The following is a 21,273-nucleotide window of genomic DNA, read 5'->3' as shown; positions in this document are numbered from 1 at the left end:
CGGCGGCCGCGGGGCAGCCCCGCAGGGCGAGGAACGAGCACTGCCCTGGCGGCGGTCGCGTTCCTCGGTGTATGACCCGCCGCCATGCAGCAAGCGGCCCTCCCCACCTACCGCATCGACGCGAGCCAGCCGGACCGGCGCGGCCGCGCCATGGCCGATCTCCGCGACGGCCTGACCGGCTGGCGCCTGGCCTGGGCGCTGGCCCGGCTGGATCTGCGCAACCGCTACCGCGGCTCGGTGATCGGGCCGTTCTGGGTGACGCTGTCCACCGCCGCCATGGTAGGCGGGCTCGGGCTGCTCTATTCGCAGCTCTTCCGCATGGACCTGGCGAACTACCTGCCGCATCTGGCGACCAGCCTGATCGTCTGGAACGCGCTGGCGGCGATGGTGTCCGACGCCACGGTCTGCCTCTCCAGCGCCGATGGGGTGATCCGCCAGCTGCGCCTGCCGCTGACGGTGCATGCGCTGCGCTGCGTGTTCCGCAACGCGCTGAACGCGGCGCACAGCCTGCCGCTGATCCTGCTGGTCTTCGCCCTCGTCTGGCACTGGCCGGGGGCGGAGGTGCTGCTGCTGATCCCGGGGCTGGCGATCCTGGCGGTGAACGCGCTCTCGGCCTCGCTGTTCCTCGGCATGGTCTGCGCCCGGTTCCGCGACATCGGGCCGATCGTGGCCAATGTCATGCAGATGGCCTTCTTCCTGACGCCGGTGATCTGGAAGCCCGAGCTGCTGGGCGAGGGCGCCAAATGGCTGCCGCTGAACCCGTTCTACACCATGCTGGAGCTGGTGCGCGGGCCGCTGATCGAGGGCGGCGGGTCGCTGACCGTCTGGCTGGCGGCGATCGGCTACAGCGCCGTGCTGGGCGTCGTGGCGCTGGTCTTCTTCATCCGTTTCCGCAACCGCGTCGCCTTCTGGGTCTGACACCGTGGCCAGCATCCAAGCCCGCGATCTCCGCATCGAGTTCCCGCTCTACCACCTGGCCGCGCGCAGCCTGAAGAAGCGGCTGCTGGCCAAGGCGGCGATCCGGCTGAAGACCGACGAGTCGAACCGCGTCGTCGTCTCGGCGCTGCAGGACCTGAATTTCGAGATCCATCGCGGCGAGCGTGTGGCGCTGGTCGGCACCAATGGCGCCGGCAAGACGACGCTGCTGCGCACCCTGGCCGGCATCTATGAGCCGGTGGCCGGGCAGCTCGAGGTGGTGGGCGAGGTCGGCTCGCTGATCGACCCCAGCGCCGGCATCGATTCGGACAGCACGGGGCGGGAGAATATCCGCCTGCGCGGGCTGTACCGGGGCATGAGCGAGGCAGAGATCGCCGCGCTGGAGGCGGATGCCGCCGCCTTCTCCGGCCTTGGCGAGTTCCTGGACATGCCGACGCGCGGCTATTCGGCCGGCATGCAGGTGCGGCTGTCCTTCGCCATCGCCACCGCCATCACGCCGCAGATCCTGCTGATGGATGAGTGGTTCCTGGCCGGCGACGCCGATTTCATGGCCAAGGCGGAGGCGCGGCTGGCGCGGCTGGTGACCGGCGCCGACATCCTGGTGATCGCGACGCATGACATGGGCGTGGTGCGGCGCTGGTGCACGCGGGTGATCAAGCTGGAGCAGGGCCGCATCATCGGCGACGGCACGGTGGAGGAGATTTTGGGCCCCGACCCGGCGGCGCAGCCGGTCGCGGGCTGAGCGACCCCGTCGCCGCCCTGCCCGGCAGCGGACAGAAAGAAGATGGGGGTCCGGGGGAATTCATTCCCCCGGGCTTTTCCTTTTCAGTCCCCGGTGGGCTTCCCCCGCAGCCGCTTGGTCTCGCCGCGCTGCGACTTGCCTTCCAGCCGCCGCTTCTTCGAGCCCAGCGTCGGCCTGGTCGCGCGGCGCTTGGGCGGCGGTGGCTTGGCGGCCTCGCGGATCAGCTCCAGCATGCGTTCCAGCGCATCCTCGCGGTTGCGGGCCTGGGTGCGGAATTGCTGGGCGGTGATCACCACCTCCCCCGCCGCCGTGGCGCGGTGCCCGGCCAGCTTCAGCAGGCGCTCGCGCACCGGCTCGGGCAGGCTGGGCGAGTTCCGCGCGTCGAAGCGCAGCTGCACCATGGTCTCCACCTTCTGGATGTTCTGCCCGCCCGCGCCGGAGGCACGGGCGAAGCTTTCGTCCAGTTCGCTCTCATCGATGGAGAGGCGGGCGGTGACCGGGATGCGGGCCATGGCGTGCGGGCGCGGCCTCAGCCGGCCAGCGGCGGCAGCGGCTCGCCGGTCACCGCCTGCAGCCCCGCCGTCTTGCCGAGCGAGCCCCAGGCGCGGTCGTATTGCGGCGGCACCGTCACCCGGTCCATGCGGCCGAGGGCGGCTGCGGCGTGCAGCGGCCAGTAGGGGTCGCGCAGCGTGGCGCGGGCCAGCAGCACCATGTCGGCCTTGCCCTCGCTCAGCACGTCCTGGGCCTGCTGCGGCTCGGTGATCAGGCCGACGGCGGCGACCGGCAGGCCCGGCGCGCCCTGGCGCACCGCGGCCGCGCCCGGCACCTGGTAGCCCGGCCCGATCGGGATCTTCTGATGCGCCACCAGCCCGCCGGAGGAGATGTCGACCAGGTCGATGCCGAGCGCCTTCACCTCGGCGCAGAGGGCCACCGTCTCCTCGGTGCTCCAGCCGCCCTCGGCCCAGTCGGTGTGCGACAGGCGCAGGCCGAGCGCGACGTCATCCGGGATGGCGGCGCGCACCGCCTGGATCACCTCGCGCACCAGCCGGGTGCGGCCGGCGAAATCGCCGCCCCAGCCATCGTTGCGCTGGTTGGAGAGCGGCGAGAGGAACTGGTGGATCAGATAGCCATGCGCGCCATGGATCTCGATGAAGCGGTAGCCGGCGGCCACCGCGCGGCGGGCGGTGGCCGCGAAATCGGCGATCACCTTGGCGATGCCGGCCTCGTCCAGGGCGCGCGGCTGGTGCAGCCCCTCGAAGGCCAGGGCGCTGGGTGCGACGGGCTGCCAGCCATGGTCGCGGGCCAGGCCGCCGACCCAGGGCTGCGCCGTGCTGGCCTTGCGCCCGGCATGGGCGATCTGGATGCCCGGCACGGTGCCGGCGCTGGCCATGGCGCGCACCAGCTGGGCGTGGCCGGGGATATGCGCGTCGCTCCACAGCCCCAGATCCTGGGGCGTGATGCGCGCCTCGGGCGAGATGCCGGTGGCCTCGGCGATGACGAGGCCGGCGCCGCCGATGGCGCGGGCATGCAGATGCGCCAGATGCCAGGGGGTGGGCAGCCCGTCCGGGCCGCAGCTGTACTGGCACATGGGCGCGACGCCGATGCGGTTGCGCAGCACCGCGCCGCGCAGGGTCAACGGCTCGAACAGATCGGTCACGAGGCGGGTCTCCAGCTCCAGGGGGGCAGACGCCCCAGGCGGTTCTCGAACACGGCGAACCATGTCGGGGCGCCCGGCGCCCGTGGCAACAGCCGCCCCGCCGCATCGGCGGCGAAGCGGGAGAGGGTGACGGCATCGGCGACATTGCCGCCCACCGCCTCGACCACCCCGGGATGGACGGCCACGACGATGTCGCAATGCATCGGGCGGAACTGGCCGCTCTCGCGCAGCCGCGCCCGCCACTCGGCCAGCGGGCGGGAGGAGCGGTCGGCGCAGACCAGATCGCCGGGCTGCGGCGCATACTCCGCCACGTCATGCGGCAGGAAGGGCGCGGCGTCGGGGAAGGCGCGGGCATCGGCCAGCATGCCGTCGATGTAGAAGGCATGCGCGGCGGATGAGGGGAATTCACGCCGGTCCACGCCGGCGCCGCGCAGGACGTAGCTGATGAAGGCGGCGGACCAGGCGGGCTCGCTCCACAGCGCCGCCGGCGCGCCGGGCTGCGCCAGGGCGGTGGCGTAGCGCACCCGGTTGCGGGCGATGGCGCTCTCCGCCTCGGCCTCGTCCACCGCCCGCCAATAGGCCAGCACGCGGGGGAAATTGCCCAGCTCGCCTTCCGGCGAGGGCTGGCCGGCGGGGCTGGCGCGGCGCTGGCCGGGGTCGAGGGTGATGCGGCCCCATTCCGCCCATTCCTCCAGCGCGATGCGCAGCATGCGCTCGCGCACGCTGGGCGGGTAGGAGAGCGGCGGGGCGAGCCGCGCCACGGGCTGGGGCGCGGCGCAGGCGGCCACCAGCAGCAGGCCGAGCAGCGCGGCGGCGCGGCGCAGCAGCGGCGCCGCGCCGCCGGGGCGGCGGGCAGGCGGGGCCGTCCCGCCGGCGGGGCGGGCGGCAGGCGACAGGATGGCGCGGGCCATGCGGCGTCTCAGGCAGCCGCCTCGGCGGAGGCCAGCCGGGCGATGGCGGCGTCCGGGCCGGTCAGCCCCAGCAGCACCACCGGCTGGGTCGCCGCATTGCCCTCGGTCGCCACCGGGGAGGTGCGCAGCTCCAGCGCCGTCTCCAGCTCCCCCACCCGGCCGCGCAGCAGCTGGAAGGCGGCGTCGCGCAGCGCCTCGGCGCGCTGGATCTCGGCCGGCTCCAGCGGCACGGCGCCCTGCTTCTGCGCCAGCAGCAGCGCCTGCAGCGCGCGCATCAGCAGGCCGAGCTTGAAGGACCAGAAGCCGCCATCCTCGCTCCAGCGGCCATCCTCGCGCCGGCTGCGCACCAACGGCGTGTCGATGCGGTACAGGCCGCCCTCCAGCGGGATCTGCATGTTGCCCTGGCCGATGGCGGCCAGGCCGCGGCGCAGCGCGGCGTGCAGCCGCGGCTCCGGCCAGCGCAGCGCGATGCGCGACAGCGCCAGCATCGCCGCCGCATGGCCGTCCAGATAGGCCGCCTGGCCGGGCTCGGCGAAGGCGCCGCCGGCCTCCTCCCCCTGCTGCAGCGACAACAGCAGGTCGAGGCCGCGCGCCAGGCGCAGCGCATAGGGCTCCTCCGCCGTGGCGCGATGCATGGCGTCCAGCGAGAGCAGGGCGAAGGACAGGCTGCGCAGCACGGCGCGGCGCGGGCGCAGCCCCTCGGGCGAGCCCTCGCCCATGGCCTGGAACATCGCCTCCAGATGGCGGTCATACCAGGCGCGCAGGCTGGCACGGCGCGCCGGCTCCAGCCGCTCCTCATAGCCGCCGGCGGCGTCGTGCAGCAGCTGGGTGGCCACCGCGTTCAGCGCCACGCCGGGGTCCATGGTCAGGCCCGGGTCGCGGCCGGAGCCCAGCCCCGGGTCGCGCAGCAGCGCGGCGTAGTCGGCCAGCGCCGCGCGGTCGGTGCCGCCGGTCAGCAGCCGGGCCTCCTGCGCGGTGAAGCTCTGGCCGCCCTCCAGGCTGTCGCGCCCATGCCGCAGCAGCAGCCAGTGCGGCCGGCCCTGGCGGGCCTGCAGCTTCACATTCACCACCGCCTGCGGCGCCGCGGGCGCGATATGCAGGCCGAGCGCCTCGGCCGGCAGCAGGTCCTCGACCAGGCTGACCAGTTCGGTCGCGCCCTCCTGCAGCGTGGCGGTGGCCTCGCCCTCCGGCGCGGCGGGGTGGCGGTGGGCGCCGCCGGCGCCGAGGCCCAGATGCGCGAAGACCCGCTGCGGATCGGCCGAGAGCTCGTCCACCGCCGTGGTCAGGCGGATGCGCGTCAGGCTGACACCCGGCTCGGCGCGCAGCGTCACGGCCAGGTGCAGGCGCGGATCGCCGGCGGCGATGCGGTATTCGTAGCGCAGCCTGCCGATGGCGCGCTGCTTCTTCAGCAGCAGCCCGGCCTTCACCGCCAGCGCACTCTCATGGAACAGGAGCACGGCATCGCCCTCGCGCCGCACCCCCTGCTCGACGATGGTCTCCTCGACATCGAGGCAGAAGCGCTCGCGCCCCAGGCGGAACTCGACCAGATGGCCGGTATAGTCGAGCGCCCGGGTGATCGGGCTGGCGCGCAGCGACTGGCGCAGCCGGCCGCGCGACAAATCGCCGCGGTATTCATGCGTGGCGGTGACGATGTGCAGGTTGCGCGGATCCTCGCTCAGCACCTGCAGCTCCGGCGGCGCGACGCGGCGGGACAGCACCCGGCCCTCGCCCATCGCCAGCAGGAAATCGGTCAGCCCGTCGCACAGCTTCGCCCAGCGCGGGCGCAGGCCGGGCTGGGCCAGCAGCTCCACCGCCGCGGCGGTGTCGGCGCTCCAGCACCAGGCGGCGGTCGGGAAATGGCCATGCGTCTCGCGCAGCGCCACCACCTCCCGCCCGCCCAGCGTGAGGCCGCGCTGCAGGCTCTGCTCCAGATAGGCGATCAGGCGGTCCCGCTCGGGTGTGCGCAGCATCTCGGCCATGGCTGTGTCCGGCTCCGTTCAAGTCTCGGCGCCGCATGATAGGCCGCGGCGGCGCGCGGCGCATCCCGCCGCGTCGTGCCGCGCCGCGCTTTGCCGCTCACGCCCGGCGGAGCGGCCTTACACCGCCTTGCTGTGCCGCCCCGGCCCCTGGCCGAGATAGGCGTCGAACGCCGCCGCCGCATGGCGCAGGAAGCGCCGCTCCGTCACCTCGAGCCGCCCCTCGCGCTCAGCCACCACACCATCCGCCAGCAGCGGCGCCAGGCGCGGCCGCGCCGCCTCCAGCACGGTCTCCGGCACCGCGCGCAGCGGCAAGGCGAGGTCGCACATCAGCCGCTCGATCAGGCTGGCGCGCTGGCGGTCCTCCTCGGTGAGCGCGCGGCCGCGGGCGATGGCGAGCCGCCCGGCCTCGATCTCGGCCAGCCAGCCGCGCTCATCGGCGATGTTCTGGGCGAAGCCCGCCGGCAGCCGGCCGATCGAGGAGGCGCCGAGCCCGAGCAGCACCGGCGCCGCATCCGTGGTGTAGCCCTGGAAGTTGCGCCGCAACGCGCCGGCCAGGGCGGCGCGCGCCATCGGGTCCGTGGGCCGGGCGAAATGATCCAGGCCGATGCGCTGGTAGCCGGCGGCCTCCAGCACCGAGGCCGCGGCCTCCGCCTGGGCCAGGCGGTCCTCCGCCCCCGGCAGCATCCGCGCATCGATGGCGTTCTGCGCCGGCTTCATCCAGGGCACATGGGCGTAGCCGAACACCGCCACCCGGTCGGCCCCCAGCTCCGCCGCGAAGCGGGCGCTGGCCTCGGCCTCCGCCACGCCCTGGCCGGGCAGGCCATACATCAGGTCCAGGTTGATGGCGCCGATGCCGCGCTCCCGCAGCAGCGCCACCGCGCGCGCCACCTGCTCGGAGGGCTGGATGCGGCCGATGCGCGCCTGCACCTCCGGGTCGATATCCTGCACGCCGAGGCTGGCGCGGGTGATGCCGCCCTCGGCCAGCGCATCGGCGATCACCGGCGTCAGCACGCGCGGGTCCAGCTCGATCGCCAGCTCGGCAGTGTCGCGGAAGGGGAAGTGCCTGCGCAGCGCGGCCAGCAGGCGCGACAGCCCTTCCGCCCCGATCGAGGAGGGGGTGCCGCCGCCCAGATGCAGCGCGGAGACACCGCCATGCGCCGGCAGCGCCGCCGCCAGCAGCGCGGCCTCGGCCAGCAGCCCGTCGCTGTAGCGGGCCAGCCGCGCCGGCATGCGCGTCACCGCCGTGTGGCAGCCGCAATACCAGCAGAGGCTGCGGCAGAAGGGGATGTGCACATAGAGCGAGAGCGCGTCGCCCGGCGCGATGCCGGAGAGCCAGGCGCGGTACTCGGCCTCCGCCAGCGGCGCGAAATGCGGCGCGGTGGGGTAGGAGGTGTAGCGCGGCAGGGCCGCGCCGGCGTAGCGGGCGAAGGTTTCGGGCGACATTTTTTCCAGTTACGCCCCTGCGTGGCCCGCCTCCTTGACCCTTATCAATTTTCTTTCGGGCTGCCGCCGTTTTGTGGAGAAGCGGGACGCGGCGAAGGGGCGGGGCGCGGGCAGCAAGGGCGCGCCGCCAACGGAAAAAGTCTTTTGGTTCTTTTTTCCAAATTTCTTTCGGGCTGCCGCCGTCCCCTTGCGAAGCGGGACGCTGCGAAGGGGGGTTGCGCGGGCAGCCAGGGCGCGCCGCAAACGGAAAAAAGTTTTTTGGTTCTTTTTTCCAAAAAAGAACTTTTCTGTCGGGCTGCCGCTGTCGGGTGGAGAGGCGGGCCGCTTCAGGAGGGGCGTATCGCTTTAACCCCTCCCCGGCTGGCCCTGGTTTTGCTTCGATCCCTGGCATGACCCAGCGCATCGCCTTCATCCTGAACGGGGAAGCCCGGACCCTGCCGGCGGAGACCCTGCCCGGCACGACGCTGCTGGACTGGCTGCGGGCCACCGGCCTGACCGGCACCAAGGAGGGCTGCGCCGAGGGCGATTGCGGCGCCTGCACCGTGGTGCTGGAGGAGGCGGATGGCGCCCGCACCCCGATCAATGCCTGCCTGGCGGTGCTGGGCCAGATGCAGGGCCGCGCGATCCGCACGGTGGAGGGGCTGTCGCGCCCCGGCGCGCCGCACCCGGTGCAGCGGGCGATGGCGGAGGGCGATGCGACGCAATGCGGCTTCTGCACGCCGGGCATCGTCATGTCCGCCTGGGCGCATGCACGGGAGGGCGGCCCAGCGCATGAGGCGCTGGCGGGCAATCTCTGCCGCTGCACCGGCTATCGCCCCATTCTTTCGGTGTTCGAGGGGGTGCAGGATGACGGCGCCGCGCCCCCTGCCCTGCCGCCCCCGCGCTCGGCCGAGCTGGCCGCTCCCGGCCAAGTCTTCCATGCCCCGGTGACGCTGGCCGAGGCGCTGGCGCTGCGCGCGGCGTATCCCGAGGCCTGGCTGCTGGCCGGCGGCACCGATCTCGGCCTGCGCTTCGCCGAGCACCGGGAGAGGCCGGCGCGCATCCTGGGGCTCGGCGCGGTGGCGGAGCTGCGGGGCCTGGAGATCGGGGCGGACATGCTGCGCATCGGCGCTGCCCTGCCCTATGGGGCGCTGCTGCGGGCGCTGCGCGGCCTGCCCGAGCTGGCGCCGCTGGCCGGGCTGCTGGCGCGGCTGGGCTCGCGGCAGATCCGCGGAATGGGCACGCTGGGCGGCAATCTCGGCACCGCCTCGCCGATCGGCGATGCGCTGCCGCCGCTGCTGGCCCTCGGTGCCATGGTGGAGCTGCAATCCGCCGCGCGGGGTGCGCGAAGCCTGCCGGTCGCGGAATTCCTCACCGGCTATCGCCGCACCGCCCTGGCGCCGGATGAGCTCATCACCGCGATCGAGCTGCCCCGCCCGCCGCCGGGCGCGATCCTCGCCTGCGAGAAGCTGTCGAAGCGGCACGACCAGGACATCTCCACCGTCTCGGCGGCCTTCCTGCTGGAGCTGGAGGAAGGGCGCATCCGCCAGGCCCGGCTGGCCTTTGGCGGCATGGCCGCGACCGTGCTCCGCGCGGCGGGGGCCGAGGCGGCGCTGACCGGCGCCCCGCTGGCCGAGGCCAGCTTCGCCGCCGCCGCGCAGGCGCTGGCCGGGGATGTCGCCCCGCTCTCCGATGGCCGCGGCAGCGCGGAATACCGGCTGCGCGGCGCGCAGGGGCTGCTGATGCGGCTGTTCTGGCGCGCCACAAGGCCCGATCTGGCGCTGGAGGTGCAGGCATGACCGACGCCGTGATCCGCCCCAGCCGCACCGGCATGGGTGCTTCGCTCCGCCAGGACAGCGCGCTGCGCCACGCGACCGGCGAGGCCCGCTTCACCGACGATCTGCCCGAGCCGCCGGGCCTGCTGCACGCGGCGCTGGCGCTTTCCCCCGTGGCGCATGGGCATCTGGCGCCGCTGGACATGGCGCCGGCGCGGGCGGTGCCGGGGGTGGTGGCCGTGCTCGGCCCGCGCGACATCCCCGGCCGCAACGATATTTCTCCCAGCGGCAAGGCGGCGGAGCTGCTGTTCGCCGAGGATCGTGTCGAGCATTGGGGCCAGCCCCTCGCTGTGGTGGTCGCCACCACGCGCGACGCGGCGCTGGCCGGCGCCGCCGCGCTGCGGCCCGAGATCACGCAGCTGCCGCCGGTGCTCTCCATCGAGGACGCGCTGGCCGCCAACGCCCTGCTGATGCCGCCCCAGGTGATCGAGCGCGGCGACTGGGCGGCAGCATTGAACGACGCCCCCATCCAACTGGAAGAAGAATTCCGCTGCGGCGGGCAGGAGCATTTCTATCTGGAGGGGCAGATCGCCCTGGCCATCCCCGGCGAGGATGGCGAGATCGCCCTGCATTCCTCCACCCAGCACCCGACCGAGGTGCAGCACATCGCCGCCCGTGTGCTGGGCTGCGATTTCGCCTGCATCACCGTGCAGTGCCGGCGCATGGGCGGCGGCTTCGGCGGCAAGGAAAGCAATGCCTCCTGGCTGGCCGCCGCCACGGCGCTGGCGGCGCGCGCCACGGGCCGGCCGGTGAAGCTGCGCCTCTCCCGCAAGGCGGACATGGCGGCCACCGGCAAGCGCCACCCCTTCCTCTATCGCTGGCGCGCCGGCTGCGACGCCTCGGGGCGCATCCTGGCGCTGGACGCGACGCTGGCCGCCGATGGCGGGCACAGCCTGGATCTCTCCGGCGGCGTCATCTTCCGCGCCGTCACCCACGCGCTGAACGCCTATGACGTGCCGGCGCTGCGCATCACCGGCCTGGCCTGCAAGACCAACACCGTCAGCAACACCGCCTTCCGCGGCTTCGGCGGGCCGCAGGGCGCGCTGCTGATGGAGGATGTTTTTTTCGGTGTCGCGCGCGCCACGGGGCTCAGCGTCGATGAAGTGCGCGAAAGGAACTTCGCCGGCGGGCCGAACGGCGCCGAGACACCCTATGGCCAGCCCCTGGAAGGCGATCTGATCCGCCGCGTCTGGGCGGAGGCGAAGCAGGACGCCGATTGGAACGCCCGCCGCGCCGAGATCGACGCCTTCAACGCAGCGCACCCGACGCTGCGGCGCGGCCTGGGCGGCTTCGTGCTCGCCTTCGGCATCTCCTTCGGCATCATGGCGATGAACCAGGCCGGCGCGCTGGTGCATGTCTACACCGATGGCTCCATCCGCCTGAACCATGGCGGCACCGAGATGGGCCAGGGCCTGTTCATCAAGGTGGCGCAGGTGGTGGCCGATGTCTTCGGCGTGGAGGTGGAGCGCATCCGCATCACCGGCACCTCCACCGCCGAAGTACCCAACACCGCCCCCACCGCCGCCAGCACCGGCAGCGACCTGAATGGCTGGGCCGCCCACGCCGCCGCCAGCACCATCCGCGCCCGCATGGCCGAGGTCGCGGCGCGGCGCTGGAACATCTCCGTCGAGGACATCACCTTCGCCGAAGGCCGCGTCACCGCCGGCAACCACAGCATGGAATTCGGCGAGCTGGCGCAGCTCTGCTGGGCGGAGCGCGTCAGCCTCTCCGCCACGGGTTTCTACAGGACGCCCGACATCCACTGGGACCCGGTCGCCATGCGCGGGCATCCCTTCTTCTACTTCTCCTACGGCGCCGCCATCGCCGATGTGCTGGTCGACACCCTGACCGGCGAGCATCGCGTGCTGCGCGCCGACCTGGTGCAGGATTGCGGCCGCAGCCTGAACCCCGCCATCGATCGCGGCCAGATCGAGGGCGCCTTCCTCCAGGGCCTGGGCTGGCTCACCTGCGAGGAACTGGTCTGGGACCGGGACGGCCGGCTGCGCACCATCGGCCCCTCCACCTACAAGATCCCGGGCTCGCGCGAGATGCCGCCGGTGCTGAACCTGCGCCTGCTGGAAGACGCGCCCGCACGGGTGAACACCATCTTCCGCTCCAAGGCGGTGGGCGAGCCGCCGCTGCTGCTTGCCACCGCCGTGTGGAACGCGCTGCGCGATGCGCTGGGAGGACGGAAGCTCGATCTGCCGGCCACACCGGAAAGAATCCTTGGGGAAGGCTCTGCCTTCCCCAAACCCCATCCGCCCCAAAGGGAAGATATGGGGAGATAGGATCTCCCCGGACCCCGCCTTCAGTCGGCCTTGACCAGCAGGGTCATGCCCTCGACGGCCAGCACGCGCACCGCCTGGCCGGGCTCGGCCTCGCCCTCCAGCCGCGCCGGCCAGTCGGAATCGCCCACCCTCACCCGGCTCGCGCCCAGCCACACCCCATGCCGGCCGACCAGGCCGGACGTCGGCGTGTTGGGCGTCTGCCGTGTGGTGTGCTGGCGGAAACGCCTCAGCCCCAGCGCGATGCCGGCCGCCAGCAGCGCCACGAACACCACCAGCGTCGCCGGCAGGCCAGGATCGACCACCGCCACCAGCAGCCCGGTGCCCAGCGCCGCCACCCCCACCCACACCAGATAGGCGCCGGGCAGCACCAGCTCGGCCCCGAGGCCGAGCAGCCCGATCACCACCCAGATCGCCCAGCCTTCCATCATGCGCCGCGCCCGGCCTCCGGCACCGAGCCGGGCCGCCGCGACACCAGCGGCGCGCCGCCCACCGGCGGCACGACAGGCCCGGCGCCCCCGGCATTGCGGAACAGCTCCACCGCGCCGGTGATGCCGCCCGCCAGCGCCGAGGCCTCCATCGGCACCACCACCAGCTTGGAGGAGGGGTTCGCCGCCAGCTGGCCGAAGGCCTGGATGTAGCGCTCGGCGATGAAGTAGCCGAGCGCGGCATCGCCGCCATCCCGCGCCGCTGCGGCCACCGAGCGGGTCGCCTCGGCCTCGGCCTGGGCCAGCCGCTCGCGCGCCTCGGCATCGCGCCGCGCCGCTTCCAGACGGCCCTCGGCCTCCAGCACCTGCGCCGCCTTCTCGCCCTCGGCGCGGGCGATCGCCGCCTCGCGCTCGCCCTGGGCGCGGGCGACCATGGCGCGCCGCTCGCGCTCCGCCGTCATCTGCGTGTTCATCGCGGCCACCAGGTTGGCCGGCGGCTCGATCTTGCGGATCTCGACGCGCGTCACCTTGGCGCCCCAGGGATCGGTCGCGCCATCCAGCACCGAGAGCAGATGCGTGTTGATCTTGTCGCGCGAGGACAGCGCGGCATCGAGATCCATCTCGCCGATGATGGCGCGGATATTGGTCATCGCCAGCGCCGTCAGCGCCTGGGTCAGGTTCTGCACCTGATAGGCCGCCTTGGCCGGATCCATCACGCGGTAATAGACCACGCCATCGACCGAGACATTGGCGTTGTCACGCGTGATCACCGCCTGCTCGGGGATGTCCAGCACCGTCTCCTGCACATTCACCCGGCGGCCGATCGTGTCGATATAGGGGATGATGAAGTTCAGCCCGGGCTGCAGCGTGTGGGTGAAGGCACCGAACCGCTCCACCGTCCAGGACTCGCCCTGCGGCACGGTGCGGATGCCCTTGAACGCCGTCAGGATGGCCAGCGCCACCAGCACCACCAGCACGATCAGCGTGCCGCTCACTCCGAACTCCATGCGCTCTCTCCCTCGGCCTATGAAGCGCGGAAGATGTTCTTTTTTGAAAAAAAGAACCAAAAAACTTTCTGCCAGTTTGGCGTCCCGCCTCAGGCCTGAAGCGGGACGCCAAACTGAAAAAAGTCTTCAGAATAAAGAAGGGCTTATCCGAAGCCTCCGCATTCCAGCGAGACCACGGCCGACACCTCCCGCACCAGCGCGAAAAGTTCGCGCAATGGCCGGATGATCTCCGCCTGCTCCTGGCCATAACCGCCATGCCGGGGTGAGGCCGGCTCGGCGAAGTCCAGCGACGCCTCGGGCGGGTCCTGCGCCGGGAAGACCTGCTCCAGCAGTTCCACCGCCGCCTCCACATCCAGCCGCAGCAGGCGCCGCACCAGCCCTTCCCGCGTCAGCCCGTGCCGCGGCGAGAAATCCGGCACGGTCACCGCGATCAGCCAGATGCGGTGGATCAGGCAGAGCCGCAGCGCGTGCAGGGCAAACAGCCGGTCGCTCATGCCCGGCGCGCCGCCCGGCCAGGCGGCGCGCAGCGCCAGGTCATCCGCCTTCAGCCGGCGCAGCACCGCGCGCGCCGGGTCGCCCAGCTCCAGCTCCTCCAGCGCGCGGGCCACCGCCAGCAGGGCGGCGGCGCGGCCGGGCCGGCGGCTCTGCGCCGCGCGGTCCAGCCAGGTGCCGGGATCCAGGCTGGCGACATAGCCGCGCAGCACGTCCGCATCCGACAGGGCCAGGCCGGCACGGGCGAAGGCCAGGGCATTGGCGAAGCGCGGGCTGTCCTGCAGCAACTCGGCGAAGGTGTCGTGCTCCTGCAGCGCCCCCTGGCCGAGCCCGTGCATCAGGTTCGCCAGGAAGCCCAGCTGCTGCAGCACGGCGTTGTTGGGGATGGCGCGCAGCTCGCGCGGGTGGCGGATGGCGATGGGGCCGCCCGCATCGCTCTGCCGGTTGGCCGGGCGCGAGCCGGTGCGGTCCAGCAGCGCCGGGCCGAAGGCGCCGAGCAGCGCGGCATAGCCCGGATCCTCCACCAGCGCGCCGAAGGCGGCGCGGGCGCCGGCGAAGAGATCGGCGGCGAAACCGCCCTCGGCATAGACCGGGTCAGGCTCGCCGGCCGGCAGGGGGGCGAAGGCGTGCTCGGCGATGCGCGCGATGGTCGCCTGGGCCAGCGCCGGCGTGCCGAACAGCAGATAGCCATCGCCGCCCTGGAAGGAGGTCTCGAGCCGCGCCGGAATGCCGCGCGCGGCGAAGGCGGCGCGCACCGCCGGCGGGTCCAGATAGTCGAAGCGCGCCGCCAGCCCGTCCGGATGGCCGCCACGGCCGAGGCCCTCGCCATGCGTGTCGAACAGCACCACCTCGAGCTGGGTCAGCCCGTGGCGGGCCAGCAGCTCGACGATGCGCAGCTTCAGCCGCTCGATCAGATGGGTGGCGGCGACCTGGCCGACATAGCGCCCGGAATCGGAATAGCCGAATTGCAGGCAGAGCCGCCCGACGCGCGCCAGATGCGCGCGCCATTGCGGGCTGCGCAGCGCCTCCTCCACCACCCGCTCGCCGCGCTGCTCCAGCGCCTCCGCGGTCTCGAACAGGGGCGAGATCTCGACCTGGTCCTCGACGCCGGCGAGGCGGGCCAGCAGCAGGGCGGCGAGCAGGGTGTAGCCGCTCTCCGTCTCGGCCACGAGGAAGCGCACCGGCTGGCTGGCATCGATATGCTTGGTGATCTGCGCGACCGTCATCATCAGCCGCGCCGCCGAGGCCTGCTCGGCCATCAGCCCGCCGGTGTCGACCGGCTCGGCCTGGGCCTCCTCCAGCGCGGTGTTGATGGCGGCGAACAGGGCGCGGCGGCGCGCCGGGTCCTCCGGCCCGCTGCCCAGATGCGGGAAGCGCAGCCGCGCGGCATTGTGCAGCTGCGCCGCGTTCAGCCGCACATGGGTGTGCGCCAGCGACAGCCCATGCGCCACCAGCCCGGCCCGGGCGATGCACAGCGCCTGCCGCGTCTGCTCCTCCGGCGCCGCGGCGATGGCGGCGGGGAACAGGGCCAGCAGCGGCGCCGGGGTGGTCAGCGCCGCCTCCCGCCGCTCCAGCAGGGTGCGGGCGAAGCCCTGGGCGGCCTCGCCCTGCACCGGGCCGGGCGGTGGGCAGGCGGCGATCTGGGCTTCCACCGCGCCCAGCGCCTCGGCCAGGCGGGCGCGCAAGCCGGCGGTGCAATCCTCCGGCAGGTCGGCCAGCTGCGCTTCCAGCCGCGCCAGCTGCAGCCGCTTCATGCGCAGCCGCAGCCGCAGCGTGTCCTGCCAGCCGATATCGGTGCGGCCATCCGTGTCATAGCCGACCCAGGAGGCCAGGATGACCGGGCGCGGATCCAGCGTCGTCCAGCGATCCGGCCAGATGGCCCGCGCGGTGCCGAGGAAGGCGGCCGCCAGCCGGTCCAGCGCGTCGCGGCCCTGGGCGATGGCCTGGGCCGCCTGCTCGAATTCCTGTTCCAGCGTCGGCGCCGCCGGGCGCAGCGCCAGCGGCTCCGGCGCCGGCACGCCGCCGGCCTGTTGCGCCAGGGCCTGGCCGGTCTCGCGCGGCAGGCTGAAGGTCGGGTGGGCGGTGAAGACGGCGGCGGCGCGGATGCGTTCGCAGGCGGCGCGGTAGCGGGCCAGCGGCACCGGGCTGTCTTCCGGGTCGGGCCGGGCGACGCGGCGGGCGATGGCGGCCAGCGCCGCGTCCGATCCGGTGAGCCCGGCCTTGCCGCCGGCCGCATGCGCCAGGCGCCGCGCGCGGTCCTGGAAAGCGGCGCGGCCGAGCTGCCGCAGCAGGCCGGCCAGCTCGGCATGGCTGGCCTCCCCGTCATCCAGCTTGCGGCTGAGCGCCAGGGCGACGGAGAGGGCGGGGTTGGCGAAAGGGTCGCCGCGCGCGGAGGAGCGGGCGGCGGCGACCAGGGCGATCAGCTCGGCTTCGGTGAAACGCGGCATGCCCGGCATGCTGCACGCGCGAAACGAGCTTGTCGCCGGGGTTTTTCAGCCGCTCTCGAGCGCCTGATCCATCAGCCGCTGCAGGTCGAGCGACAGCTCGGGCGGCAGGATCGGGCTGCGCGTCGCCCCCTGGCGCAGCAGCTCGGCGAAATGCGCGGCCTCGGCGGCATAGGGATCCTCGCCCCAGGGCAGATGCTCCCGCCCGCCCTGCGGCAGGGCGGCGCGCAGCCGGCGCAGCAGGGGGGAGCGGCGCAGCTTCGCCTTCAGCCCCTGCCCCGGCACCTCGCCCCCCTGAGCGGCGGGCGGCGGGGCGGGCAGGGTCAGCAGCGCCTCGGGGTGCATGATCGGCGCCGGCAGGCGGAACAGCGCGCCGGGCGCGGCCAGCGTCACCTCATTCGGCAGCAGCCGGTCGAGCGAGGCGGTGAGCTGGGAGAGCGAGCCATTGGCGTGGCGCAGCAGCAGCGCCGCCTCGCGATCCTGCCCCTCGGGGCCGCGGCGCAGGGCGGCCTGCAGCGTCTCCACCGGGCCGCAGAGGCGCAGCGCGAGGGCCAGCAGGTAGATGCCGCGGTCGCGCAGCGCGCCGGCGGCGAACAGGCCGGGGCGCAGCGCCGCATCCTCGGGGTAGCCGAAGCTGGCACTCAGCTGCAGCGGCGCGTCCCGCCCGGTGGCGTGCCCGGCCAGGCGCTGATGCGCCGGCAGGAAGGGCGGCGCGATCGCCTCCATGAACAGGATGCCGGCGCGCTGCACCGCCTCCAGCACCTGGGCGCCCTCGGCCTGGCCAAGGGCGAAGGGCTTCTCGCACAGCACCGCCTTGCCGGCCCGCGCGGCGGCCAGGATGGCGGCGGCATGGTCGCGATTGGCATTGCCGACATAGACGGCGTCGAGCCCCGGCAGGGCCAGCAGCGACTCGGCCGAGGCATGCGCGCTGGCGATGCCATGACGCGCCGCGAAATCCGGCGCCCGGCCGCTGTTGGAGGCGACGCCGAGCAGGCTGACCCCCGGCAGGGCGCGCAGCGTGCCCGCCATGCGGGCGGCCATGCCGCCGGTGCCAATGATGCCGAAGCCGAGCGGGCGGGGGCTCATGCCGCGGCCCAGGGCATCGGGGAGACGGGGGCGAAGCGGCTCTTGATCGGGCGGGCGCTGCCCTGGTCGCCCGCATCCTGGATGGCCAGCGTCACCTCGGTCAGGTGCAGGGCGAAATCGGCATCCAGCACGGGCTTGCGCCCCTCGGCCATGGCGGCGAGCAGCTCGGCCGGGCCGAGGGCGAAATTCATGCTGGCGGCGCCGCGCCGCCCGGTCTTGGGATGGGTCGGGCCCTTGATGCGGAAGCGCCTGGTGAAGGGCAGTTCCACCAGGCGCCGGCGGATGCGCAGGCGGCGGCGGATGCGCACCGGCGCGTCATTGGCCCAGCATTCCTTCAGCTCCAGCGTGCCGTCATCGCCGAAGATGCGCAGGCCGTGATCATGCCTGGCGACGATGCTGCAGGTCAGCCGCGCCACCATGCCCGACTCGAAAAACAGCGTGGCCACCGAGAAATCCGGCGCCGCCGGGCTGCCATCCGCGAGCGGCACGCCGGCGGTGTGGGCCGAGGCGGCGACGACCTGGCGCACCGGGCCGAACATGGCCATCAGCCAGGTCAGGTAGTAGCCGGCATGCTCCAGCGTGCAGCCGACCGCGAATTCGTCCTGCGCCGGCCAGGGGGCGCCCGATTCGCTGATCCAGTGCTGATAGGGGGCCTGGGTGATGAAGCCGTCATCCAGCTCGGCATAGGCCAGGCGGGGCTGGCCGATCAGGCCGCGGCGCAGCGCCAGCCAGGCGGTCTGCGCCGCCTCGCCCAGCAGGCTGCAGGGGGCGGAGGCGATCGGCAGGCCGCGCTCGGCGGCCAGGGCGTGCAGCGTCTCGGCATCCTCGAGCTTGGTCGCCAGCGGCTTTTCCGACCAGACGGGGAAGCCCGCCTCCAGGCAGGCGCGGCTGACGGCGTAATGCGCGTGCGGGTTGGTCAGGTTGAGGATCAGGTCCGGCTTCGCCGCGAAGACCTCTTCCAGCGTGGCGGCAGCGGGCACCTTCCAATGGGCGCAGAAGGCCTGCAGCCGGCCGGCATCGATGTCATGCGCGGCGAGGAGGGTGATGCCGGGGAAGGTCTGCAGCCCGCGCATGTAGAGATCGGCCACGAAGCCGGTGCCGATGATTGCGACGCTGCCCTTCATGCGCATCCCCTGGCTGGTTCCTGGCTGTCTACAGCCTGGGGGCAAGCGCGAAAAGGCACAGCGTGGTTGCGCTGTGCCTTGGACTGATCTGTTCGGGCGATGGGATGCGGGGACAGGATTTGAACCTGTGACCTTCAGGTTATGAGCCTGACGAGCTACCGGGCTGCTCCACCCCGCGGTGGTGGGTTTGTTCCGTTCATGGTGGAAACCAAAAAGAAGGTCCGGCTTGGTGGCCTGGCGGCGACCTACTCTCCCGCGCCTTGAGGCGAAGTACCATGGGCGCTGGGGTGTTTCACGGCCGAGTTCGGGATGGGATCGGGTGTATCAACCCCGCGATGGCCACCAGGCCACCAAGCCGGATCTTCTTTTTGGGTGTGAACGGATGGTGTGTCTGATTTGGTGATGTGAGTGAGTGTGAGTGCGGATTGGTGCTGCGTGCGGTGTCGGTTTTGAGGCCGACAGCGATGGGAGAGATGAGATCGTTTGGGCTATTAGGACCGCTTAGCTGAGCCTGTTACCAGGCGTATACATGCGGCCTATCGACGTGGTGGTCTTCCACGGCCCTTGGGGAGACCTCGTTTAGAGGCTGGTTTCCCGCTTAGATGCCTTCAGCGGTTATCCGTTCCGTACTTAGCTACCCAGCGATGCTCCTGGCGGAACAACTGGTGCACCAGAGGTACGTCCATCCCGGTCCTCTCGTACTAGGGACAGATCCTCGCAAGTCTCCAACACCCATGGCAGATAGGGACCGAACTGTCTCACGACGTTCTAAACCCAGCTCACGTACCGCTTTAATCGGCGAACAGCCGAACCCTTGGGACCTGCTCCAGCCCCGGGATGCGATGAGCCGACATCGAGGTGCCAAACCTCCCCGTCGATGTGGACTCTTGGGGGAGATCAGCCTGTTATCCCTAGAGTACCTTTTATCCGTTGAGCGATGGCCCTTCCACGCGGGACCACCGGATCACTAAGGCCGACTTTCGTCTCTGTTCGCGCTGTCGCGCTCACAGTCAGGCGGGCTTATGCCTTTGCACTCAACAGCCGATGTCCGACCGGCTTGAGCCCACCATCGCGCGCCTCCGTTACCATTTGGGAGGCGACCGCCCCAGTCAAACTGCCCGCCACGCAGGGTCCTGGCCCCGGCTATACGGGGCTCAGTTAGATGCCAGAAAGGCGCAGGGTGGTATTTCAAGGATGGCTCCGCCGAAGCTGGCGCCCCGGTTTCATAGCCTCCCACCTATCCTACACAGCCCCTTCCTGGCACCACTGCGAAGTTGCAGTAAAGGTTCATAGGGTCTTTCCGTCTGACCACGGGTACCCCGCATCTTCACGGGGAATTCAATTTCGCTGAGCCCATGCTGGAGACAGTGGGGAGGTCGTTACGCCATTCGTGCAGGTCGGAACTTACCCGACAAGGAATTTCGCTACCTTAGGACCGTTATAGTTACGGCCGCCGTTTACCGGGGCTTCGGTTCGGAGCTTGCACTCCTCCCCTTAACCTTCCGGCACCGGGCAGGCGTCAGACCCTATACGTCATCTCTCGATTTCGCAGAGCCCTGTGTTTTTACTAAACAGTCGCCACCCCCTGGTCTGTGCCACCCACCGCTGGTTGCCCAATGGTGGGTCTCGCTTATCCCGAAGTTACGCGAGTAATTTGCCTAGTTCCTTCAGCATGGTTCTCTCAAGCGCCTCGGTATACTCAACCAGTCCACCTGTGTCGGTTTCGGGTACGGTCTATATGTCAGAGCTATTTCCTGGAGTGATCTGGCAGCCTCTCCAATCCGATAAGGAGAGACAACGTTTCACACTCGTCACTTCTGACAGGCCCAGGAATATTCACCTGGTTTCCATCGGCTACGGCTGTCGCCCTCGCCTTAGGGGCCGGCTCACCCTGCGCGGATTGGCCTTGCGCAGGAACCCTTGGACTTTCGGCGAGAGGGGTTCTCACCCTCTTTGTCGCTACTCATGTCCGCATTCGCACTTCCGATACCTCCAGCAAACCTCACGGTTCACCTTCGCAGGCTTACGGAACGCTCCGCTACCGCGCTCTTACGAGCACCCAAAGCTTCGGCACGTGGCTTGAGCCCCGTTACATTTTCGCCGCAAGACAGCTATTAGACCAGTGAGCTATTACGCTTTCTTTAAAGGATGGCTGCTTCTAAGCCAACCTCCTGGTTGTTTTGGCCGTCTCACATGCTTTCCCACTTAGCCACGATTTGGGGGCCTTAGCTGTTGGTCTGGGCTGTTTCCCTCTCGACAATGGACCTTAGCACCCACTGTCTGTCTGCCAGGTAGCACTCACCGGCATTCGGAGTTCGGTAGGGTTTGGTAGGACTTTGGGTCCCCCTAGCCCTTCCGGTGCTCTACCTCCGGCGGTGTTCGCCTGACGATCTACCTCAATAGATTTCGCGGAGAACCAGCTATTTCCGAGTTTGATTGGCCTTTCACCCCTAGCCACAGCTCATCCCCGACTTTTTCAACAGGCGTGGGTTCGGCCCTCCAGTAGGTGTTACCCCACCTTCAGCCTGGCCATGGCTAGATCACTCGGTTTCGGGTCTTCTGCCTGCAACTCGGCGCCCTGTTCGGACTCGCTTTCGCTGCGCCTACACCTAACGGCTTAAGCTTGCTGCAAACAGAAACTCGCGGACCCATTATACAAAAGGTACGCCGTCACTCCACGAGGGAGCTCCGACTGCTTGTAGGCGTTCGGTTTCAGGTCTCTTTCACTCCCCTTGTCGGGGTGCTTTTCACCTTTCCCTCACGGTACTTGTGCACTATCGGTCACCAAGGAGTATTTAGGCTTAGAGGGTGGTCCCCCTATGTTCAGACAGGGTTTCACGTGCCCCGCCCTACTCAAGGATCTTTGCAAGTCTTTCGCCTACGGGGCTATCACCCGCTCTGGCCAGACTTTCCAGACTGTTCGAC

At 71.2% G+C, this 21,273-nt stretch carries 14 protein-coding genes, 1 tRNA gene and 2 rRNA genes (1 of these 17 cut by a window edge); 4 read left to right on the top strand and 13 right to left on the bottom strand.

Annotated features, from left to right (window positions below; all coding sequences use genetic code 11):
- The first annotated feature begins 84 nt into the window (after positions 1 to 84).
- The gene (locus tag QE401_RS19945; protein WP_307139840.1) at positions 85 to 918 is read left to right on the top strand and encodes an ABC transporter permease; all 834 of its coding nucleotides are present in this window, start codon (positions 85 to 87) and stop codon (positions 916 to 918) included.
- A gap of 4 nt (positions 919 to 922) precedes the next feature.
- Positions 923 to 1,678, top strand: coding sequence for an ABC transporter ATP-binding protein (locus QE401_RS19940; protein WP_307139839.1), 756 nt, complete (start codon positions 923 to 925; stop codon positions 1,676 to 1,678).
- Positions 1,679 to 1,761: 83 nt separating this feature from the next.
- Here the strand turns inward: QE401_RS19940 and arfB are convergent, their stop codons facing one another.
- From arfB to hemN, 5 genes are all read right to left on the bottom strand, one after another.
- A complete protein-coding gene (gene arfB / locus QE401_RS19935) occupies positions 1,762 to 2,190 on the bottom strand; it encodes an alternative ribosome rescue aminoacyl-tRNA hydrolase ArfB (RefSeq protein WP_307139838.1) in 429 nt (142 codons plus the stop codon).
- A 17-nt stretch (positions 2,191 to 2,207) separates the two neighbouring features.
- Complete coding sequence (locus tag QE401_RS19930) at positions 2,208 to 3,335, bottom strand: NADH:flavin oxidoreductase/NADH oxidase (RefSeq protein ID WP_307139837.1); 1,128 nt, start codon at positions 3,333 to 3,335, stop codon at positions 2,208 to 2,210.
- Positions 3,332 to 4,246, bottom strand: a complete 915-nt coding sequence (locus QE401_RS19925; protein WP_307139836.1) for a DUF2272 domain-containing protein — start codon at positions 4,244 to 4,246, stop codon at positions 3,332 to 3,334. Before QE401_RS19925 ends, QE401_RS19930 begins: the two co-directional genes overlap by 4 nt.
- 8 nt (positions 4,247 to 4,254) lie before the next feature.
- Entirely contained in the window at positions 4,255 to 6,225 is a 1,971-nt protein-coding gene (locus tag QE401_RS19920) for a hypothetical protein (RefSeq protein WP_307139835.1), read from the bottom strand.
- A gap of 117 nt (positions 6,226 to 6,342) precedes the next feature.
- Positions 6,343 to 7,668, bottom strand: coding sequence for an oxygen-independent coproporphyrinogen III oxidase (hemN, locus tag QE401_RS19915; protein ID WP_307139834.1), 1,326 nt, complete (start codon positions 7,666 to 7,668; stop codon positions 6,343 to 6,345).
- Positions 7,669 to 8,057: 389 nt separating this feature from the next.
- Between hemN and QE401_RS19910 the strand changes: the two genes are divergently transcribed.
- Together QE401_RS19910 and xdhB are read left to right on the top strand one after the other, a co-directional pair.
- Complete coding sequence (locus tag QE401_RS19910; RefSeq protein ID WP_307139833.1) at positions 8,058 to 9,446, top strand: xanthine dehydrogenase small subunit; 1,389 nt, start codon at positions 8,058 to 8,060, stop codon at positions 9,444 to 9,446.
- Positions 9,443 to 11,770 (top strand): xanthine dehydrogenase molybdopterin binding subunit, encoded by a 2,328-nt coding sequence (gene xdhB / locus QE401_RS19905; protein ID WP_307139832.1) that lies wholly within the window; start codon positions 9,443 to 9,445, stop codon positions 11,768 to 11,770. The genes QE401_RS19910 and xdhB overlap by 4 nt, the downstream gene beginning before the upstream one ends.
- A 20-nt stretch (positions 11,771 to 11,790) precedes the next feature.
- On the opposite strand, the gene QE401_RS19900 is transcribed toward xdhB, so the two are convergent.
- From QE401_RS19900 to QE401_RS19865, 8 genes are all read right to left on the bottom strand, one after another.
- Positions 11,791 to 12,198: an NfeD family protein gene (locus QE401_RS19900; protein ID WP_307139831.1), complete on the bottom strand. Its 408-nt coding sequence runs from the start codon at positions 12,196 to 12,198 to the stop codon at positions 11,791 to 11,793.
- A complete protein-coding gene (locus QE401_RS19895) occupies positions 12,195 to 13,202 on the bottom strand; it encodes an SPFH domain-containing protein (protein WP_307139830.1) in 1,008 nt (335 codons plus the stop codon). The genes QE401_RS19900 and QE401_RS19895 overlap by 4 nt, the downstream gene beginning before the upstream one ends.
- Positions 13,203 to 13,345: 143 nt before the next feature.
- Positions 13,346 to 16,141, bottom strand: coding sequence for a phosphoenolpyruvate carboxylase (locus QE401_RS19890; protein WP_307139829.1), 2,796 nt, complete (start codon positions 16,139 to 16,141; stop codon positions 13,346 to 13,348).
- A gap of 45 nt (positions 16,142 to 16,186) precedes the next feature.
- Positions 16,187 to 17,224 (bottom strand): Gfo/Idh/MocA family protein, encoded by a 1,038-nt coding sequence (locus QE401_RS19885; protein WP_307139828.1) that lies wholly within the window; start codon positions 17,222 to 17,224, stop codon positions 16,187 to 16,189.
- Positions 17,221 to 18,348 carry a Gfo/Idh/MocA family protein gene (locus tag QE401_RS19880; RefSeq protein WP_307139827.1) on the bottom strand — a complete coding sequence of 376 codons (1,128 nt, stop codon included), beginning with the start codon at positions 18,346 to 18,348 and terminating at the stop codon, positions 17,221 to 17,223. Before QE401_RS19880 ends, QE401_RS19885 begins: the two co-directional genes overlap by 4 nt.
- A 104-nt stretch (positions 18,349 to 18,452) precedes the next feature.
- Positions 18,453 to 18,526 (bottom strand) — tRNA-Met (locus QE401_RS19875).
- A 54-nt stretch (positions 18,527 to 18,580) separates the two neighbouring features.
- A 5S ribosomal RNA gene (gene rrf / locus QE401_RS19870) occupies positions 18,581 to 18,695 on the bottom strand.
- Between the two features lie 123 nt (positions 18,696 to 18,818).
- Positions 18,819 to 21,273: ribosomal RNA gene (locus QE401_RS19865) — 23S ribosomal RNA — on the bottom strand; it runs 281 nt beyond the window's last position.

The sequence above is a fragment of the Pseudoroseomonas cervicalis genome, assembly GCF_030818485.1.
In the GTDB taxonomy this organism is placed as follows: Bacteria; Pseudomonadota; Alphaproteobacteria; order Acetobacterales; family Acetobacteraceae; genus Pseudoroseomonas; species Pseudoroseomonas cervicalis_A.
Note: the sequence above shows the minus strand (reverse complement) of the source record. Positions and strands in the feature narration are given on the sequence as shown.

Coding starts and splice junctions, on each gene's coding strand:
- QE401_RS19945 (WP_307139840.1), top strand. CDS start 85: ATGCAGCAAGCGGCCCTCCCCACCTACCGCATCGACGCGAGCCAGCCG.
- arfB (WP_307139838.1), bottom strand. CDS start 2,190: ATGGCCCGCATCCCGGTCACCGCCCGCCTCTCCATCGATGAGAGCGAA.
- QE401_RS19925 (WP_307139836.1), bottom strand. CDS start 4,246: ATGGCCCGCGCCATCCTGTCGCCTGCCGCCCGCCCCGCCGGCGGGACG.
- QE401_RS19920 (WP_307139835.1), bottom strand. CDS start 6,225: ATGGCCGAGATGCTGCGCACACCCGAGCGGGACCGCCTGATCGCCTAT.
- hemN (WP_307139834.1), bottom strand. CDS start 7,668: ATGTCGCCCGAAACCTTCGCCCGCTACGCCGGCGCGGCCCTGCCGCGC.
- QE401_RS19910 (WP_307139833.1), top strand. CDS start 8,058: ATGACCCAGCGCATCGCCTTCATCCTGAACGGGGAAGCCCGGACCCTG.
- xdhB (WP_307139832.1), top strand. CDS start 9,443: ATGACCGACGCCGTGATCCGCCCCAGCCGCACCGGCATGGGTGCTTCG.
- QE401_RS19900 (WP_307139831.1), bottom strand. CDS start 12,198: ATGATGGAAGGCTGGGCGATCTGGGTGGTGATCGGGCTGCTCGGCCTC.
- QE401_RS19895 (WP_307139830.1), bottom strand. CDS start 13,202: ATGGAGTTCGGAGTGAGCGGCACGCTGATCGTGCTGGTGGTGCTGGTG.
- QE401_RS19890 (WP_307139829.1), bottom strand. CDS start 16,141: ATGCCGCGTTTCACCGAAGCCGAGCTGATCGCCCTGGTCGCCGCCGCC.
- QE401_RS19885 (WP_307139828.1), bottom strand. CDS start 17,224: ATGAGCCCCCGCCCGCTCGGCTTCGGCATCATTGGCACCGGCGGCATG.
- QE401_RS19880 (WP_307139827.1), bottom strand. CDS start 18,348: ATGAAGGGCAGCGTCGCAATCATCGGCACCGGCTTCGTGGCCGATCTC.